General features: G+C 66.4%; 15 protein-coding genes. 5 read left to right on the forward strand and 10 right to left on the reverse strand.

Translation table 11 applies throughout. The annotated features are described in order from the left end of the window. Positions 1–14: 14 nt before the first annotated feature. From BSF38_RS08090 to BSF38_RS08100, 3 genes are all read right to left on the reverse strand, one after another. Positions 15–713, reverse strand: coding sequence for a hypothetical protein (locus BSF38_RS08090; RefSeq protein ID WP_076344600.1), 699 nt, complete (start codon positions 711–713; stop codon positions 15–17). Positions 714–815: 102 nt separating this feature from the next. After that, positions 816–1,103, reverse strand: coding sequence for a 30S ribosomal protein S20 (gene rpsT / locus BSF38_RS08095; protein ID WP_076350683.1), 288 nt, complete (start codon positions 1,101–1,103; stop codon positions 816–818). Between the two features lie 184 nt (positions 1,104–1,287). Then, positions 1,288–2,670, reverse strand: coding sequence for a tetratricopeptide repeat protein (locus BSF38_RS08100; protein ID WP_076344602.1), 1,383 nt, complete (start codon positions 2,668–2,670; stop codon positions 1,288–1,290). A gap of 223 nt (positions 2,671–2,893) precedes the next feature. On the opposite strand from BSF38_RS08100, the gene BSF38_RS08105 reads away from it, so the two are divergent. Together BSF38_RS08105 and infA are read left to right on the forward strand one after the other, a co-directional pair. Beyond that, the gene (locus BSF38_RS08105; protein WP_076344604.1) at positions 2,894–3,814 is read left to right on the forward strand and encodes an SMP-30/gluconolactonase/LRE family protein; all 921 of its coding nucleotides are present in this window, start codon (positions 2,894–2,896) and stop codon (positions 3,812–3,814) included. Positions 3,815–3,996: 182 nt separating this feature from the next. Beyond that, positions 3,997–4,215, forward strand: a complete 219-nt coding sequence (gene infA, locus BSF38_RS08110) for a translation initiation factor IF-1 (protein ID WP_076344606.1) — start codon at positions 3,997–3,999, stop codon at positions 4,213–4,215. 22 nt (positions 4,216–4,237) lie between these two features. On the opposite strand, the gene BSF38_RS08115 is transcribed toward infA, so the two are convergent. Beyond that, positions 4,238–5,281 carry a hypothetical protein gene (locus BSF38_RS08115; RefSeq protein WP_237170793.1) on the reverse strand — a complete coding sequence of 348 codons (1,044 nt, stop codon included), beginning with the start codon at positions 5,279–5,281 and terminating at the stop codon, positions 4,238–4,240. 335 nt (positions 5,282–5,616) lie between these two features. Between BSF38_RS08115 and BSF38_RS08120 the strand changes: the two genes are divergently transcribed. After that, complete coding sequence (locus BSF38_RS08120) at positions 5,617–6,261, forward strand: hypothetical protein (RefSeq protein WP_145952021.1); 645 nt, start codon at positions 5,617–5,619, stop codon at positions 6,259–6,261. A gap of 46 nt (positions 6,262–6,307) precedes the next feature. On the opposite strand, the gene BSF38_RS08125 is transcribed toward BSF38_RS08120, so the two are convergent. The 4 genes from BSF38_RS08125 to BSF38_RS08145 form a co-directional block, all read right to left on the reverse strand. Then, on the reverse strand, positions 6,308–7,177 hold the full coding sequence (locus tag BSF38_RS08125; RefSeq protein WP_083713813.1) for a ParA family protein: 870 nt from the start codon (positions 7,175–7,177) through the stop codon (positions 6,308–6,310). A 1,121-nt stretch (positions 7,178–8,298) separates the two neighbouring features. Beyond that, on the reverse strand, positions 8,299–8,709 hold the full coding sequence (gene cdd / locus BSF38_RS08135) for a cytidine deaminase (protein WP_076344612.1): 411 nt from the start codon (positions 8,707–8,709) through the stop codon (positions 8,299–8,301). Between the two features lie 24 nt (positions 8,710–8,733). Then, positions 8,734–10,524: an NADPH-dependent assimilatory sulfite reductase hemoprotein subunit gene (locus BSF38_RS08140; protein WP_076344614.1), complete on the reverse strand. Its 1,791-nt coding sequence runs from the start codon at positions 10,522–10,524 to the stop codon at positions 8,734–8,736. A gap of 216 nt (positions 10,525–10,740) precedes the next feature. Continuing rightward, on the reverse strand, positions 10,741–11,859 hold the full coding sequence (locus BSF38_RS08145) for a hypothetical protein (protein WP_076344616.1): 1,119 nt from the start codon (positions 11,857–11,859) through the stop codon (positions 10,741–10,743). A gap of 338 nt (positions 11,860–12,197) precedes the next feature. Between BSF38_RS08145 and BSF38_RS08150 the strand changes: the two genes are divergently transcribed. Together BSF38_RS08150 and BSF38_RS08155 are read left to right on the forward strand one after the other, a co-directional pair. Continuing rightward, positions 12,198–13,208, forward strand: coding sequence for a hypothetical protein (locus tag BSF38_RS08150; RefSeq protein WP_076344618.1), 1,011 nt, complete (start codon positions 12,198–12,200; stop codon positions 13,206–13,208). A 191-nt stretch (positions 13,209–13,399) separates the two neighbouring features. Further along, on the forward strand, positions 13,400–15,244 hold the full coding sequence (locus tag BSF38_RS08155) for a DUF11 domain-containing protein (protein ID WP_076344620.1): 1,845 nt from the start codon (positions 13,400–13,402) through the stop codon (positions 15,242–15,244). A gap of 98 nt (positions 15,245–15,342) precedes the next feature. Here the strand turns inward: BSF38_RS08155 and BSF38_RS08160 are convergent, their stop codons facing one another. Together BSF38_RS08160 and BSF38_RS08165 are read right to left on the reverse strand one after the other, a co-directional pair. After that, positions 15,343–16,731 carry a DUF1501 domain-containing protein gene (locus tag BSF38_RS08160; protein ID WP_076344622.1) on the reverse strand — a complete coding sequence of 463 codons (1,389 nt, stop codon included), beginning with the start codon at positions 16,729–16,731 and terminating at the stop codon, positions 15,343–15,345. A gap of 163 nt (positions 16,732–16,894) precedes the next feature. After that, positions 16,895–17,248, reverse strand: a complete 354-nt coding sequence (locus BSF38_RS08165) for a Uma2 family endonuclease (RefSeq protein ID WP_076344624.1) — start codon at positions 17,246–17,248, stop codon at positions 16,895–16,897. Positions 17,249–17,511: the final 263 nt, after the last annotated feature.

Consider the following 17,511-nt stretch of genomic DNA (forward strand, 5'->3'; position numbering starts at 1 on the left):
TCCGGGCCGTCGCGTCACTCATCATGAAGGGCGAGAGGGCCGTCCGGCGGCAGGACGGTCCGCAACGGGCACTTCTCACAAGCGGGCGAGGCCGGCCTACAGAACCGCTTGCCGACGTCGGTCAGAGCGTTGGAGAGCGCGGAAAGCGCGCTCGGATTCGCGTCGGCCGCGTCGATCAGGCGCTGGCTCACGTCGTCATAGTCGGCGGTCGCGTCGATCCAGCCGTGGCGGAACAAGATCCGGTAGACCGGACGATCGACGGGGTACGTCGCCGCGCCGAAGACGTGCAGGGCGATCGCGTCGGCCGTCGCGCGGCCGATCCCGTTGATCGCGGCCAGCTCGTCGCGCCAGGCGGACGGGAATTCGAGGGGTTCGCCTGCCCCCCCCTCCAGGCTCTCTCGATGGCCTTCGTACCAGGAGGCGAGCCGCTGGAGCAGCCGGATGGTCTTGATCGGTGGATCGAGCCGCGCCTCGCGCAGGAGGTCGACCACCTCGGCGGGGTCGGCCGTGGCGAGGAACGTGGAATCAGACAGGCCGGCGTCGTCGAGGGCCGCTTGCAGACGGAGGGCGGTCTTGGAGTCGCCGGTTCGCGAGGCGGCGAAACCGACGAGCGCCGGAAACGGGTCCGAGCGCGGAAACGACGCCGCGCGCCGGCCGGTTGGCGCGGCCAGCGCTCGGGCGATCGTCGGGTAGGCTTCGGTCAATGTCGGCATCGCGGAGAGCTTCGCCTGGTTCGCAGATCATCGACGCCCGCGAAGATCGAAGCCGGGCGACGACCGACGATCGGGCCCGGGATCAGATCACATCGCGACGGCTCAGGAAGTCGCCGGCTGAGCCTTGGCCAGCGCGGCCTTGTAGGCGCGGGCGAGCTTGCTCTTGCGCCGAGCGGCCGTGTTCGGGTGCAAAACCCGACGCGCGCCGGCCTTGTCGATCTTGGCGACCGCGGCGCGGAACTCGGTCTCGGCCTTCGGGAAGTCTTTCTCGGCCACCGTCTCAAGAGCCTTCCGCGAGGAGGTCTTGACGATCTTCTTGGTGATCCGGTTGTGCAGCCGCTTCTTGGCGCTCTGGCGCAGCCGCTTGGCGGCGGAGGAAGTAGTTGGCATGGGTCCGTCGATCATCCCGCGTAGAGAACTATGGCTCGCCGACGTTCGAGGCACAATCCTCGAATTCGTCTTTCGTCGCTCCCGCAATTTCACTCGGTCCCCGCGAGGGGATCAAGCGAACTGGAGAGCGAGCACCCATTGGGTCGGTTCGCTCAAAGCGAAAACTGTACCACGAAACGAGATATCAGTTCAAGTTGCGAAGTCGCTGGGCGACGTCGAGATACGTATAATCGTTGGCCGCGACCTCGTTATAGTGCTCTTCGGCCGCTTCCATATTACCCAAATTCTCGGCGACCCGCCCGAGCTGGTAATGTAAGGCGTTGAAATTCACGGTGTCGGCGGGGTCGAGCGCCTTCAGAGCTTCTTGATAGGTGCGCTCGGCGAGCTTGTGGCGGCCGTCGGCCTCGAAACTGAGGCCCGCCTGGTGAAGCGCCTGGACTTTGAGGTTCGGGCTGTTCTTGGCGATCTGGAATTCGCCGATCGCGTCGCCGTGCTTGCCGTCCTTCGCGAGGACGAGGCCGAGCTGATAGTGAAGGTTGGAATCCTCGGGGCTGAGCGCGACCCGACGGCGAAGCTCCTTGACCTCGTAATCCAGCAGCAGCTTGGAAAGCTGATCGAGCTTGCCCTTCGACGTGACGTCGTCGGGCTGGTCGGCCACGCGCTTGGCGAGGGCGTCGACCGCTCGCTTGAGCCGCGTCGTCTGGACCTCGGCGTACGCCTGCAAGAGCATCGGGTCCTTGGGGACGGCCTTGATCCCCTGCCCCAAGATCTTCTCGGCGGTCTCGAACTGGCTCCGCTTGCGGAAGATGTCGGCCAACTCAAGGTACGGCCAGACCTGCGTGGGGTCTTCCTTGATCGCCTTTTGCAGCCGCTCCTCGGGCGTCAGTTTCTCCTGCTTCATCGATTCGAGCTTGGACGCGATGTCCTCGGCGGTCGTGTCCGGCTTCTTCGTATCATCGAGCTGATCTTCGAGCTTCGCCCGCTTGATCGTGGCGCTCGCCGACAGTCCGTTGATCTTGCGGTTGGCGTCCTCGTCGTACGGGTCGATCTTCTTGACCTGCTCCCAGGAGGCGATCGCCTTTTGCCAGGCCTCGTTCAACTCGTGGACGTGCCCCGCGTGGCGGAAGAACTCGGCGTCCTTGGCTCCGACCTCGCTCTGGACCGACTCCAGATACCACTGCGCCAGCGGAAAATAACTGAGCATCTCCGCCGACTCGGCGGCTTCGCGCGCCGTCGCGACGTCCCACGGGTTGTTCGTGAACGCCTCCTCGCAAACCTCCAGGCATTGCGCATAGTTGTTCTTGTTGCGGGCCGATCGAGCCCGCATCCGGATCGGCTGGTTCCTCGCACCCGCCAGACGTCCCACTTTCGAGGGCTCGTTGTTGAACTTCCGCCTCTGGACGCCTCGCAGCGCTTGACGGAAAATCAAGCTGTCCGGCGCAAGCTTGCAAGCCTGCTTGTACATGTCAATCGCATAGTCCAGGTTGGACTTGAGCGCGGCTTCGTTGCCGTACTGAAAGAAAGTCCTGGCCTTCTGAACGTCCTGCGAATCGGACTCCGGTGGCATCGGGAGCGCTCCTCACCAAGCCTGCGGCGGCTGAGAAATCGAGTCTATGATTCTTTGGATTCTAATGAATGACCGCGCGCCTCACCACAGGCGAGTCGCGGAACGTCGGCCCATCGCCTCGTTTTCTCCAGGTCGCGACCGCTATACGGTTGCCGGCGCGTGGGGTGACCGTCCAAACTGTCGGAACGTCGAAACCCTGCTTCTTCGGGAGATCTGAACCGCGATGACCACGATTCTGAGGGACGCCGGCCTGTCCGACCTGGTGGAAAGCGACCACCTGACCTTGCTCGCCGACGGCTTCCAGTTCACCGAGGGGCCGCTCTGGCGGGCCGACGGCTCAATTTTGTTCCAGGACATCAAGGCCGAGACGACCTACCGTCTCCGCCCCGACCGCTCGGTGGAGGTCGTCCGAGCGAGCACCGGGGCGGCGAACGGCCAGACGTACCTCGCCGACGGCCGGATCGTCTTCTGCGAGCAGAACGGCCGGCGGGTGTCGTCGATGAACCCGGACGGCGGCGACGTCCGCAACGTCGTCGAGACGTGGTCGGGCCGGCGGCTCAACAGCCCCAACGACGTCGTCTGCCGGAGCGACGGCCAGGCCTACTTCACCGATCCCGCCTACGGCGTCGCGCCCGCCGACCAGGCGCTCGACTTCCAGGGCGTCTTCCGCTGGAACCCGTCCGAGCCGGCCGCCTCGGCCTTGCACCTGCTCGTCGGCGACTTCGAGAAGCCCAACGGCCTGGCGTTCTCGCCCGACGAGGCGACGCTTTACGTTTGCGATACCGGCAAATACCACGTTCGGGCGTTTCAGGTGGCGGCCGACGGCGATCTCGTCGCCGGATCGGGGCGAATTTTCGCGACGCTCGACCCCGGCGTCCCCGGCGGCCCCGACGGGATCAAGGTCGACCGCGCGGGGCGGGTGTACGTCGCCGTGGCGCTCGGCGTCTGGGTGTTCGAGGCCGACGGCCGCCTGCTGGGAATTCTGGCGACCCCCAAGCGACCGTCGAACCTCGCCTGGTGCGACGCCGACGGCCGCGGTCTGGTGATCACGGCGGCCGACGCCGTCCACCACGTCCGGTTCCATGAGCCGGGGGTCTTGCCTCGGTTTCTTCCACCGTCGGGCGGCATTCCGGCGCATTCATGAATTGGATGATCTGTTCCGGTGCGAACGCTTCGTGTAGAATCGCGTTACGTATTCCGCCGCGCTCGTAAACGAGGCCATCCCGAGCCGGCGATCGAGCGAGTTTCCGGGCCTTCCCGCGACTCGCAAGCCGCAATACGACCAGCGCTCTGCATGGCCGGCGCTGGCCGCCCCAGGAGACCCGCGTGGCCAAAGAAGAACCGATACGAACCGAGGGACGCATCGTCGAAGCGCTCCCCAATACCCAGTTCATGGTCGAACTCGAAAACGGCCATAAAATCCTGGCGCACATCGCCGGCAAGATGCGGAAGAACTTCATCCGCATCGTCCCGGGCGACCGCGTGACCGTCGAGATCACTCCGTACGACCTCACCAAGGGCCGGATCGTCTACCGCGAACGTTGACGTTCGCCGGTTCGCTCCGCGCCTACCTCTCGCGCCACCACAGTCGCGGTTCGATGCCCAGAGCCAAGGCCGACGGCTCGACGGCCCGCCGAAATCGGGCCGCATCGACCGGATAGCCGGCGGTCGGCCTGAGCCCCGGAACGTGCCTCGCCCAGAAGGCGTTGAACACGTCCATCCACTCCTCCCGCAGCGTCTTGCTCACGATCGACGCCAGCGCGACGAACCCGTCGCGGGCGTCGGCCCGGGGCGTGAGCCGAAGGTGCATCGTCCGATCCGAAGTCCGGACCGTGTATTCGCTCAACTCGGGCCCCTCAACGCCTCGGTCGATCCAGGCGTCGGGAAAGACCCCGAGCAACGGCTCCAGGTAATAATGCCGGCCGCCGTGCTTGTCGCCGCAAACGTGCATCGGCCGGCCGTCGGCGCTCAGCTCCCACGCCCATCGCAGCAGCCGGGCGAACGCCTCGAAGTGGACGCCGGCCTTGGAATCGAACCGGCCCAGCCCTTCGTTGAACCGCTGGGGCCCGACGGCCGCCGTACGCACCGCCGCGATCCGCCACGTCCCGCAAGGAGGCGCGAGCGGCTTGCACGCGAGCCGCGAGCGAGTAGCCTCGATCAACGAGCCCATCCGACACTCAACGTCAGAGGTCGCCCCCGACGTCAGCCAGCGATCGAGTTCGGCGGCGTCCGACTCGTCGCCGCAGAGGGCCTCGATCAAGCCCGAAGCGGTCGACGGCAGCGGCAGACCGACGGCGTCGAGAACGGCCAGGCAACCCGCGATCAGTTGGTCACGTCCCTTACCCCCTTTGAGAATCGCCTTCGAATCGTCGACCCAGAGGCGGTCGCCCGCCCCGCGTCCACCGGCCCGCGCGACCGTGGCGCGCAGGTCGTCCCAGAACCGCTCCGGGGGGGCGAGGTCCGTCGGGCCGAGCGAATCACCGTCGGCCTCGGCAACGACCGCCGACATCACCAGCGGGCCCAGGTTCGGCCCGTAACCCGCCTCGTCGATCCCCAACCAGCGCACAGCGTCTCGCTCCCAAGCCTTGGCGTCGTTTCGGAACGTCCCCATCCTATCGCGCCCCCGTCAGACGCGAGGAAAAGCCTCCCAGACCTCGCCCCGATCTTTGACATCGGCCGCCCCCTGACCTATCGAAACCTTAGGGACGATCTCGCACTCTCGGTCTGCTGCAATCCATAGATAGCAAACCGCTGGTCGATCGACCGCCTATCGAGGCGCGTTCATGGGGGCTGCCGTCTTCCGCGGATCAGAAATCGAGATTGTTCCCAACACGATCCGGTGCGACTCGAATTCCGCTTCGAAACGATCGGGTGGCGACCTCGATGGTCGGACGTGGCGCTCCTGTCCCGCGCACGGTCCGCATGGCCCAGACCTGGAGGGAGATCGTGGCGAAGCTTAAAGAGTTTTTCAGGTCTCCGACCCCGCTCTCCATGTGGAAGTCGGCGGCGGTGTTGCTCCTGGCGTCAGCGCTGTCGATCTCGGTGATCTTCCCGGCGCTCGTCACGCGCGAACCCGTCGGGGAGGTCGATTTGCGGCCTCCCGGGGATACTCGGTTCGTCGGCATCGAACTGGTCGATCTCTGGCTGCCCTCGGGTTTCGACGCGCTGGCTGACGAGCTGTCGGGGAGCCTGGACTGTCGGAGCTTCGAAGATTTTCGGAAGTTCCTGACCGATCGCAAGCTGGGGCGGATCTGGTATGCGGCGATCATGAGGTGGAAGTTCGCCGACGGCCGCCACGAAGACGTGACGTACATCCGCAGGCCCTTCGACGATCCCACCCATTACCTGGAATTCCAAGATCTTCTGATCTCGGGCACGGTCGATCCAGGTCACGGGATCTTCGCCGAACTTCGGCCTCGCGCAATCCACATGGTCGCCGACGACCAGGCGAGTCGGCCCGCGATCGAGGTCATCTTCGACACCCTCGACACCGGACGCCGCCCCGACCAGCGTAGTTTTCCCTGGAATGGCGGCCGAGGAATGAGCGTACCGCCTCGTCGATCCAGCCGGTCCCGCCCTCCAGGTCCTTGATGTGATCCAGGCGGGCGGCCGGCGGAACGTCATGAGTCAGGCCGGGTCAGGCCGCGTTGGCGTCGGGGCCTTCGGTCCGGGCTGGCGCGTCGTCGGCGTCGAGGTCGGTATCGGCCCAGATGGCGGCGGGGGCGCGGCCCATGACTTCGGCGGCGAGCGAGGCGTAATCTTCAGCGCCTCGGCTGGTCGGGGCGTACTGGAAAATCGACTGGCCGAAGCTCGGGCATTCCGCGAGGCGGATGTTGCGCCGGATTCGGGTCTTGAACAGCTTGGCGTCGGACCAGGGGGTGACCGTCTTGCGACGACCCGCGAAGAAGCCCTGAAGGTCTTCAACGACCTCACCGCCGAGGCGGGTGCCGGCGTCGTAGAGGCAGAGGACGATGCCGCCGACCTTGAGGTCGCGATTGACGCGCTTCGAGACCAGGTTCACCGTCTCCAGCAGCTTCGACAGACCGTGAAGCGCCAGGAAGTGGGCCTGAAGCGGGATCAAAACCTCGCTCGCCGCGCACAGGGCGTTGAGGGTGAGCACGCTCAACGACGGCGGGCAGTCCATCAGGACGTAGTCGAACTCTTCGGTGTCGGCTTCGAGCTGGTCGCGGAGGATCACCTCGCGGCCGACGGTCCCCAGCAGCTCCATCTCGGCGCCGGCCAGGTCGATATGGCTGCCGATGATCGAGAGGTTCGGCGCCACCTGCCGGCGCACCTCGTGGACGGCCTTCCCCTCGGTGAGGATCTCGTACAGCGAAGGCCCCGAGCGACCGGGAAGGAGTCCCAGGTGGAGGGTCGCGTGCGCCTGGGGATCGAGGTCGATCACCAGCACCTTGTGGCCTTCAAGCGCCAGGGCGGCGGCGAGGTTCACCGTCGACGTCGTCTTGCCGACCCCGCCCTTCTGGTTGAGCACCGCGATCCGCCGCATGATCATTTCCTCCGTGAACTTGTGCGCGCCGGCCCGGCCTTCCGGGACCCCATCGTCGAACCGCTGCCGGCGACTCATTCGCCGATTTCGCGGAATCCGCGCTCTGTCGATCGGGACGGGATCTTAATCCGGTTCCCGTCCTGCGCTAAGGGGAATCGCGGTCGTCACGCGGGTTCGGCCGGAAAAGGGAGCCGTCGGGAGTGACCCAGTCTTCGCGATCTGGGTCTTCGGTCGCGAACAGCAGTCGGGTCGCGTCCCCGCATAGGCACGCCAGGGCGAGGCTCACGAGGCAGTGCCCCGCTGTCCGGAAAGCGTCGCGATGTTGCAGATCCCTTCGCTTTTGGTCCATTTCCTCAGACTTGTCGAATGATCGGATGGACTCTGGCGCCGAACCGACGCGCGAGCGAACGGCGTCGATCCAACCAGTCTCTGGCAGATCGGGGCCGAGGGACGTCCCCAACGAAATCGCGAGCCACGCCCAGCCCACGACCACGAAGCCGATCCAGAACGCCGACCGTCTCCAGAACAGGAACGATACGATGCTGACGACCACCATCACCATGATCGTCGCCGTCGTAAGTTCGCCCGCGGAGCAGGTCCACGTTTCTCGTTCGATCAGCGAAAGCATCACCATAACCGCCAACGCGCGACAGAGAGCCCACTTCCACGGAGACGTTCGTTCCTCGGCCATCTGCGCCCCCCTTCATCCGGCCGGAAGTTGCGATCGATTCGTTCAGTATGTCCCATCCTGTCGTAAACTATCATCGGGGATCAGACGAATCCCATCGGTTTCTTTCCCAATCCGGCGGTCGGTGGCAGGGTGGGCGGACATCGAAAAACGGCCGATCGAAGCCAATTTCCGAGTTCGTTCCCAGCAAGAATTCGGCGCGAACGAACCCAACGTCGGACGTCCGCATGGGGAAGGATCACCCCGTGGCGTGGGTGCTGCCCACCGTCCGAAACCTTTGCAAGAGCCATGGTTAGCGACGGCGAGTGGTGCCGGACCTACCAGGTGCGACGTGTCCTGCGACTTGACGTGGGGCATGAAAACGGTCAAACGAAGCCAATTTCCCAGGTCGTCCCTTCGGCCATGATTCGGCGCGAACGAACCCAAATTCGGGTCAGTCCAGGGACCGAGGTCCGAAGGCGGCGGGGAGGAGTTGGTCGAGGGTCGTGGCGATCTGGTCAGGGCCGTCGCAGACGCAGAGGACGGCGCAGCGGGGGCCGAATTCGTGGAGGACCTGGCGGCAGGCGCCGCAGGGGGCGGTGGGAGCGGGCGACGGGGTATAGATGAGAATCGCCCGGACGGCGATCGGGCGGGGGGCGGTGGCGACCATCTGGAAGAGGGCATTACGCTCGGCGCAGATGGTCAAACCGTAAGAAGCGTTCTCGACGTTGCAACCGGCGTGAACCGTCCCTTGCTCGGTCAGGACGGCCGCGCCGACGCGGAAGTGGCTGTAAGGGACGTAGGCTCGGGCCGCGGCGAGCGTCGCGGCCTCGAGCAGTTGGGTTCGTTCGGCGTCGGAGAGCAAATGGCCCCTCCTTCCCAGACCGGCTCAGGCGGTCGCGGCTTCGGCCTCGGCGGTCGCGGGGACGCCCCCCAGTTCGGCGACGCCGACGCGGTCGCAGAAGTCGCCGAAGGTCTCGTCGCCGATCCGGTCGGCCACGAACCGGGCGAAGACGGGGCTCAGCTCGGCGACGATCTGATCGTGCGGGACGTAATCCTTGAACTCGACGTTGAGCCGGTCGCCGATGGCCCGGCCCCCCAGGAGGATCGTGTAGGTGCCGGGGCCCGGAACGCCGTCGGGGCCGAGCTTGGCCGACCGGCCGACCAGGCCGATGTCCGAGTTGTAAGGCCGGGCGCAGCCGTTGGGGCAGCCGGTCATCCGAACGGTCAGTCGCTCGCCTTCAAGTCCCTGACGGGCCAGTTCGGCCTCAAGCTGGTCGATGACCGAGGGGAGCGCCCGCTCGGCGTCGGTCACGGCCAGGCCGCAGGTCGGCAAGGCCGGGCAGGCCATCGACCAGCGGCGGGCGTTGGAGATCTTCTCGACGCTGGCGATCCCATACTCTTCCAGCCACGAGTTGACCTCATCGCGCCAGGCGGGCTCGAGATCGGCCAGAATGAGCTTCTGCTGGCAGGTCAGACGCACGGGAGTCTTGTACTTCTCGACGAACGCCCGGAGGCCGCTGAACAGCCGCAACGAACCTTCATCCTTGATCCGGCCGTTCTCGACTGGGATGCCGAGAAACAGTTTGCCGTCCCCCTGCTCGCTCCAACCCATATGGTCGTCGACGTCGGTGACGGTCACCGGCAGCGGGTCGTCGAGCCGACGTCCGATGTACTCCTCGACCTTGGCCCGGAAGGCTTCAATCCCCCAATCGGAGATCACGTACTTGAGCCGGGCGCGTTTTCGGTCGGACCGGTTGCCGAAGTCGCGGAAGACCCGGATGACCGCCTCGCCAATCTGCCGGATCTGGTCGCGGGGCACGTAGCAGAGCGGCACCGCCAGGAACGGGAACGTCTTGTCGGCGCTCGGGGTCGTCCCCATGCCGCCGCCAACCAAAACGTTGTAGCCGACGATCCGGCCGTCCTCGACGATCGCCAGATAGCCGAGGTCGTTCGCATGGATATCCGTGCAGTTGTCGTCCGGGAATGCGAAGGCCGTCTTGAACTTACGGGGGAGGTAGGTCTTGCCGAGAATCGGCTCGACGGGGTCGTCGCCGGGCTGCGACAGCAGCGGCGGACCGGCGTCCGGCAGGCTCGCGTACTTCTCGCCGTCGAGCCAGATGTCGCAATAGGCGGTGCTTCGCGGGGCGGCGTGCGCGGCCCAGACGCGGGCGTCTTCGATCATCTCTTCGTGGACCCGGTCCTTGATCGGCGCGGAACAGGCCAGGACGTTGCGCTCGACGTCGCCGCAGGCGGCCAGGGTCGAGAGCAACTGCTCGTTGATGTGCCGGATCGTGACCGCCAGGTCGCGTTTGAGGACGCCGTGAAGCTGAAGCTCCTGGCGCGTGGTGATCCGCAGCGTGCTGTTGCCGACCTCCCGAGCCAGTTCGTCGCAGGCGAGGTACTGATCGGCGGTCAGCCGACCGCCGACGATCCGCACGCGGACCATCAACGAGTAGGCCTTCTCCTGCTTCTCGCGCTTGAGCTTCAATCGTACGTCGCGGTCGTCCTGCTGGTACGTCCCGCTGAACTTCAAGACCGCCGCCGCCTCTTCGGAGAAATGCGTCAGATCGTTGCCGAGATCCTCCGCCACCCATTGCCTGAGGTAACCACTGGCCTCTTTGATCGCCTCGGCCTTGCTCGGCTTCGGAGTGTTCGACGCCCCATTCGACTCTGTCATGATCGTTCCTCGAGACGCTCGTCGGGCGAGTCGTCAACGGTCGGATTCAGGAGCCTGATCCTGAACCCAACCCGATGGACAATGGAATGTTTACTATCCTTGCAAACTTAGTCGGGTATTCGATTTTAGCGCGCGGAGGACGACAAAATCAAGGAGAGAAGGGAGTGGTTGGGGCGTAGAGGGACTGGTCTCGTTGCCTTGGGGCACCGAGGACGGTCACTTGGGCGGTTCGGGAGTCGCCGAAGGCGTGGGGATTTCGAGCGGCTGTTCGAGCACCGAGCCCTCTTTCTTGGCGGCTTCCGCACGCTTCTGCATGGCCTGCATGTTGATGGCGTTGTCGAGGGTCTTGGTGATCATCTCGGTGTTGTCCTCGACGTTGGCATTGGCCGGAGCCTGGAAGGCGAACTCTTCCGGCCGGATCGTCGGGTTGAGCTGCACGTTGGAGTAGATCAGAAGGATTTCGCTGGGGTCGGGGCGTTCAACCGAAGCCTTGCTCCCCTGGATGCGGCCGTCGGGGCCCACGGTACGCGTATCGATGAGCACGGTGGGGACCTTGCCGAGGAGTTCGAGCTTGTAAGGCCAGCCGTCTTCCTTACCGATGTAGAGATTCGCCTGGCTGGGGACGTAGGCGGGGAGCCAGCCCATGGGCCGAACCGGCTGCTGGTCGGGGCCGATCAGGCCCTCGCGGTTGCGCCAGGTTCCGCGAAGAATGTAGACGGGCTTGCCTTCCCAGTCGCCCTCTTCCTTCTGATCGAACTTGATCGATTTACGAAGCCCGAGGAGCAGCGTTTCGGGACCCGCGAAGCCCAGCCCGCCAAGGACTTGATCGCGCATCGCGGGGTCGATGTCGGGCGAGTTGAGTCGCTCGAAGATCGGCTTGACGCTCAACCGGCGGTACGCCTGCGACTCGAGGATCTGCTGGTAATCCCAGAGGACTTCGCCATCGCAGACCTGGAGCATCGTCCCGGTCGAGCCCGGCAGTCCGCTGATGCTCATCTTGAGGTAGACCTTCGACGCCGGCGCCTTGAGGTAGCGGCCCTTGATCTCGAACTTCTGGCCCAGCATCTTGACGTTTTGCTGGAGGTCCGCCGAAACGGACTTGACGGCCGCAATTTTTTTGATCGCGGCGTCGATCAACCGTTCGGCCTCGGTCGGCGGCTCGGCCGGGGCCTCGGCGGCCGTTCCCGGGCTCGCCGCAGGCGCTTGGCCCGCAGGAGGTTGCGCCGACGGAGCCGGAGCCTGAGCCACGGCCCGGTACGGGCTGCCGACGATCATCCATGAGACGGCGAAGGCCGATGCCAGCACCGGAAGATAGGCGGTCCGATTATTGCGCATGGTTGGGATGTAGGCAATTTCTCAAGGGTCTGGGAAAGAATGCCCGATCATAATCGCTAGGCGTCAGGAGACGCAAGTCCGGCAGACGGTCCGGAAGGGGTTCGATCTCGAAATCGATCCCCTGCCGGGGAGGGTTTCGGACGATCAGAGGCCCGGCTCGACCGACGCGACGCGTCGGCGAGGAAGCGACGTACTCAAACGATGAATGGGCCTCGACTCGACCGTGGCCGAGTCGGTCGCAGTGGATGTCAGGACGACAAGCATTCTCCCCGATCGGCAGAACGGAAACGTTCGGCCTAGAACCGGCCGGCCTGGATCGCGGGAGTTGGAGGATTTCCATGCATACGATCGGAATGCTGCTGCTGGCGGCAGCGACCGCCGGCGACGGATTCGGGTACGATAAACCGGGCGTCGGCCTCAAAAAATGGCTGCGACCCCATGTGGTCTCAACGTCCCACACGCCCCCCCCGGGCGGCCCCCAGTTCACGGCGGCCACCATGGGCGGAGGCCCCGGCGGCGCGGGCGGCGCCGCGGCGGGCCGGCGGTTCGTCAATACGCGGAGTCAAATCTATTTCCTCGACCCCGACAAGATGAACATCAGTTGGCAGACCGGCTCCGGCCCCAGCGGGGAACGGACCTACGGCAGTCAGCTCGTCGTTCCGTCTCGCTACAACTTCAACCAGGGATACATTTACCGACTCAAGTTGTCGGCCATCCCCGGTCGCCCGAACATCGCCTTGTACCCCACGATCGAGGTCGCCCCGACCACCCCCGCCACCGACGCCTACCTGGCGCATAACGCGATCCCGGTCCAATTCACGGCCGAGGATTTCGACCAGGTCGTCGACGGCGGAAACTTCGTGACCAAGGTGATTTATCTGCCCGATCCGAAGTACCAGGAAGTGGCCGTCTCCGGCGTCGAGACCCTCGTGTCGACCCGGCTTGAGCCGGGCGTCGATCCGATCCTCGAAGCCGACAAGCGAGGCACCATCCTCCTGATCCTCCGGCTCGGCGCCATCGACCTGGAGATGCCCTCCGGCGCGATCGGCGGCGTCCCCATCGGGCCGGTCATCGGCAGCCCGGTCAACGGTCCCGTCGACGGCGGGGTCATCGGATCGCCCGTCTCGGCGCCCGCCGGATCGGCGATCGTCGTCCCGCCCGTGACCGAACTGCCGCCGGGCGACCTGCCCCCCGGCGTGACGGCTCCTGCGGCCGCCGAAGCGGTTCCGGTCGACACGGCGCCCGCTCCGGCCGCGGCTCCCAAGCCCGAAGCCGCCGCGACGCCGGTCCCCCCGGCCCCCAAGCCCGCCGCGCCGGCCGTGCCGACTCCCGAAGAACCCAAGTTCTGACGATGCGGCCGACCTGACGGTCAAGCCGTCTGGAAACCAGCAAAACCCCGGCGGGAGCGTACGACCGACGCCTTCCGCCGGGGTTTCCGACCATCCCCGTCGAATCGATCGTCCACGCGGTCCGGCCGCCGGTGACGCCGGTCCTGGACGAGGCACGCCTCCTATTCTCAAGTGAGCAAGGGTCAAGGTCGATGAGCCGACACGCAAAACCACTCGACCACCGGTGGATCCGAGGTGGGATCGACGCGATCGTCCTGGGCCTGGCGGTCGTCGCCCAAGCCAACGCCCAGCAGGCCGCCCCGGCCGACTCGCCCACCGCTCCGACGACTCCGATCGCCCCGGCGCCGGCCGCCGGCGCTCGACCGGTCGCGCCCGAGTTGACGCCCGGGCGGCCCATCGAAACCGCGACGCCCGTCGCGACGGCGGCCCCGCTCGTCGTCCCCGAAGGCCACGGCCTGCCCGTCGGCGGCCCGGCCCTCGACCCGAGTACGCAGATCGTCCGTTTTCAAGGACCGACGGGACTGTCGGTCGAGGTCCTCGCGCCGCAGGCCCTGCCGGCGAGCGTCGGCGACGGCGGCGGGATCATGACCGTCGGCCTCCAGCGCGGGGTCGGCTATCGGCTCCGGCTGGCGAACATCACCGAACGCCCCGGCGCGGAGCTGTTCCCGGTGATCGAGGTCGTCGGCCACCTGCATCGGCCGGCGGAGATCGACCCCGGCAAATACCCGATCCGAGTCGTCTTCACCGATCGGGACCTCTGGGACGCCGTCGACAACGGCCGTCTGGTCACAAAGGTGATCTACCTGGAAGACCCCGACCAGGCCCTTCCCCTGAAGATGAAGAAGGACGAGATCCCGACGGTCTCGATCAGCCCCACCGAAGACCCGGTCAAGGTCGCCGCGGCCCTCGGCCGGGTGGTCGCGATCGTGCGGATCGGCGGCCGACGACCGACGATCGACGAGATCCAGGCGGGCGCGACGGGCGACGTCGGCCTCGACGTGCTGGCCTCCGCGCCGGCCGGCGGGCGCTGCCCGTTCATCAACGGCGACGGCGGTAATTGCTCGATGCCTTGCGGACCGGCCTGCCCCCCGTTGCAGCCCCCCGCCCGGCCCTGGCTTCCCCGCGACGAGTATCTGTGCGACGGCGGCGATCGCGGCGCCCGGGCCGGGACGGACTCGTACGGCAACCTCCACGGCGTCGAACCTCGCGACGCGGTGGTCAGCTTCGACGTCGGCCTCGACCGCTATCCCGATCCCAAGGTGCTGCCCACGAACCGAGTCTGCATCTACGCGCCGCGGTTCGCCGAGGTCCGGGTCACGAACGGGACCAGCGAGGCTGTCGAGATCCACGGCCTCAACCTCAACGAGCTGACCGTAAAGGCCAGCCAGGCCGAGAAGCTCGACCGCATCAAGAAGTTCACCTTGAACCAGTCGCCCGAGCTGGCGCGAGAGCGCAGCCGCGCCCAGGGGACGAGGGGCAAGGTCTTCGCCGGCGAGGGCTCGGACGTCCAGGGCGCGATGGGCTACGGCAACGTCCAGCAGCCCAGCACGGGCTCGCAACAGCAATCGGCCGAGACCGCCCGTGTCCGCGCCAAGCCGGCTCTCATGAAGGAGAAGGTCCACCTGGTCGGGATCAAGACGGCCGAATCGACGGTGGTCAGCGCCCTGACCCAGGGCGCGGGGCAGACGGTCATGTCGTGGCAGCCCAACGAGATGACGGGGGTCGAGACGCCTCCGAACCGTCCCGGCCTCGCCGTCGTCAAACGCGTCAGCGCCAACGAGGCCGAGCCCGGCGACTCGGTCACTTATGTGATCACCTACCGGAACATGGGCAACACGCCGATCCGCTCCGTCAGCATCGTCGACAGCCTGTTGCCCCGCCTTGAATACGTCGCCGGCTCGGCCAAGGGTCCGAAAGGCGCCGCCTTCACCGCCGACGAGAACCGCGCCGGCGCGATGGAGCTGAAATGGACCCTCCCCGGCGCCATCCCCCCCGGCGGCTCAGGCTACGTATCGTTCCAGGCCGTCGTGAGGTGAGCTAATCGGACGCGAACGAGGGGCCGTCGTACGCCGGCGGCCCCTCGCTAAAATCAACCAACTGTTCCTGGGATGAGCACCTTCGTCGAGCGAGTCGCTCAGACGTCGACCGCCGAATAGAGTGGGTCGATGACGTCGCCCGAGCAGAGTTGGAGGGGGCGGCCGAGGCGGTCGCGAAGTTCGGTGGCGGGGTCGACGCCGAGGGCTTTGTAGACGGTGGCGGCGAGGTCGGGGGGGCCGAAGGTTTTGGTGACGGCGTAGGCCCCGATCTTGTCGGATCGGCCGATCATCTGGCCGCCGACCACGCCGGCGCCGGCGAAGACGGCCGGGAAAACGGCGGGCCAGTGGTCGCGGCCCGGCACCGCGCCGGGGGTCAGTTCATGAACCCGGGGTGTCCGCCCGAACTCGCCGAGCATCACCACGAGCGTCTCGTCGAGCAGGCCCCGGAGCTTGAGGTCGTCGAGCAAGGCCGAGACCGCCCGGTCGAGGGCGGGGAGCAGCTCGTCCTTGAGCCTCGGGAAGTTGGAGACGTGGGTGTCCCACGTCTGGACGATCCCCATCGTCGCCTGGATGACCGGGACGCCGATCTCCACCAGCCGCCGCGCAATGAGCAGCGACCGGCCGAAGACGTGCTTTCCGTAGCGGTCGGCGAGGCGTGGGTCTTCGCGGTCGAGGTCGAGCGCGGTGCCGACCTTGCCGTTGCAAAGCATCGCCAGGGCGGCGTCCTGCTGGTCGAGGAACGGGTCGTTCGGCCCCGAGACCGACGTCTGGCCCAGAAGATGCCGGCGAAGATGGAGGCGCTGGGAGTCGAGGCCTTCGGGGAGCGTCAGGCTGTCGTCGCGGACTTCCGGACGGTTCGGGTCGAGCCGGAGCTGCCAGGGGTCGTTGCGCGGTCCGAGGAATCCACCGTCCTGCCCCGGCCACGTCAGCGGGCCTTCGACCAGGCGAAGCGGCAAGGAGACTCCGTTGGGCACGCCGTCGTTCCGCGAGCGCAGGTGGTTGAGGACCGCCCCGTAGCATGGGAAGTCGTCGCGCGAGGCCACGCGGTCAAGGTCGCTGGCGCCTCGCGGATTCGACGGATGGCCGGTCAAGACCCGGTGGACCGCCACCAGGTGATTGCCTTCGGGATGCGACATCGACCGCACGACGGCCAACTGGTCGGCCCGGGCCGCGAGCCTTGGCAGGTGCTCGCAGAAATGGACGCCCGGCACGGCGGTCTGGATCGGCTTGAACTCGCCCCGGATCGTATCGGGCGCCTCGGGCTTCATGTCGAACGAATCGTGCTGCCCGAGCCCGCCGCTGAGCAGGATCACGATCACCGACTTCGCCTTGCCCGTCGTCCCGGTCCCAGCCAGGCCCGCCGCTCCGGCCCGCGCCGCCAGCAAGCCCGGCAGGCTCATCCCCAGCAAGCCCGAGTAGCCCACCTGGACGAACCCGCGCCGCGTCATCCGCGAGCCGACCGATTCCTGAATTCCGCGCAAGTTCATGATCGCAGACTCCAAACCGTGAATCCCGTCGACCCGGCTAGCCAATCGAGAATCCCCGTCCACTTCAGAAAGTTTAACATTTGCTGGCGAAAATGCCAAGCCAGGAGGGAGGGATCATGGCGCGGTGGAGCCTGGCGACATCATCCTTATTACGGGCGAGAACCTACGGCCGTTTGGCGAGTAGGTCGGCGACGTCGATTCGACCGAGCGACTGGCCATCGAGAACCAGGTCGATCGTCTGGTCTTCGGCGAGAATCGTAGCGGGAGGGTAAGCGCCGCCGACGGGAAGCGCATGGGCTTCGACCTGTCGGGCGACGAGGTTGACGATCCAGTAGGCGGGGACTCCGGCCCGAGCGTAGAGGTCGCGCTTCTCGCCGCGATCCCTCGCGAGGCTGCTGTCGGCGATCTCGACGATCAGGCCGACGTCCGCCGGGGCCGGGTGGCGATCGGTGTAGTCGTCGATGTCGCCGCGAACGATGGAGAGGTCGGGCTCGGGCTCGCTACGCGAACCGCGCACTCGACGCGCAAATGCCAGCCGACGCCCAGCATCCGCTCGATCGCGTGACGGCATCGTGACGAACTCGCGTCGTGTCGTGGTCCCTTCGGCATCTTCCAGACGATGACCCCGTTCAAGAGCTCGATCGGCTGGTCTTCGGCGATTTCACCCTGTTCGACGAGCCGGTCGTAGAGCGTGACGGGGATTCGAAAGACTTCCCCAGGTGGCGGTAAGGCCAAGACTTCCGGCTGACTCATCGTGGACATCGGCGCGACTCCCGGGTT

This window comes from Paludisphaera borealis (genome assembly GCF_001956985.1).
Classification (GTDB): domain Bacteria; phylum Planctomycetota; class Planctomycetia; order Isosphaerales; family Isosphaeraceae; genus Paludisphaera; species Paludisphaera borealis.

What these genes read in the sequence shown, in the direction of transcription:
- BSF38_RS08090 (WP_076344600.1), bottom strand. Translation starts at nt 713, where the DNA reads ATGCCGACATTGACCGAAGCCTACCCGACGATCGCCCGAGCGCTGGCC.
- rpsT (WP_076350683.1), bottom strand. Translation starts at nt 1,103, where the DNA reads ATGCCAACTACTTCCTCCGCCGCCAAGCGGCTGCGCCAGAGCGCCAAG.
- BSF38_RS08140 (WP_076344614.1), bottom strand. Translation starts at nt 10,524, where the DNA reads ATGACAGAGTCGAATGGGGCGTCGAACACTCCGAAGCCGAGCAAGGCC.
- BSF38_RS08150 (WP_076344618.1), top strand. Translation starts at nt 12,198, where the DNA reads ATGCATACGATCGGAATGCTGCTGCTGGCGGCAGCGACCGCCGGCGAC.
- BSF38_RS08145 (WP_076344616.1), bottom strand. Translation starts at nt 11,859, where the DNA reads ATGCGCAATAATCGGACCGCCTATCTTCCGGTGCTGGCATCGGCCTTC.
- BSF38_RS08160 (WP_076344622.1), bottom strand. Translation starts at nt 16,731, where the DNA reads ATGAACTTGCGCGGAATTCAGGAATCGGTCGGCTCGCGGATGACGCGG.
- BSF38_RS08155 (WP_076344620.1), top strand. Translation starts at nt 13,400, where the DNA reads ATGAGCCGACACGCAAAACCACTCGACCACCGGTGGATCCGAGGTGGG.
- BSF38_RS08105 (WP_076344604.1), top strand. Translation starts at nt 2,894, where the DNA reads ATGACCACGATTCTGAGGGACGCCGGCCTGTCCGACCTGGTGGAAAGC.
- BSF38_RS08125 (WP_083713813.1), bottom strand. Translation starts at nt 7,177, where the DNA reads ATGCGGCGGATCGCGGTGCTCAACCAGAAGGGCGGGGTCGGCAAGACG.
- BSF38_RS08115 (WP_237170793.1), bottom strand. Translation starts at nt 5,281, where the DNA reads ATGGGGACGTTCCGAAACGACGCCAAGGCTTGGGAGCGAGACGCTGTG.
- BSF38_RS08100 (WP_076344602.1), bottom strand. Translation starts at nt 2,670, where the DNA reads ATGCCACCGGAGTCCGATTCGCAGGACGTTCAGAAGGCCAGGACTTTC.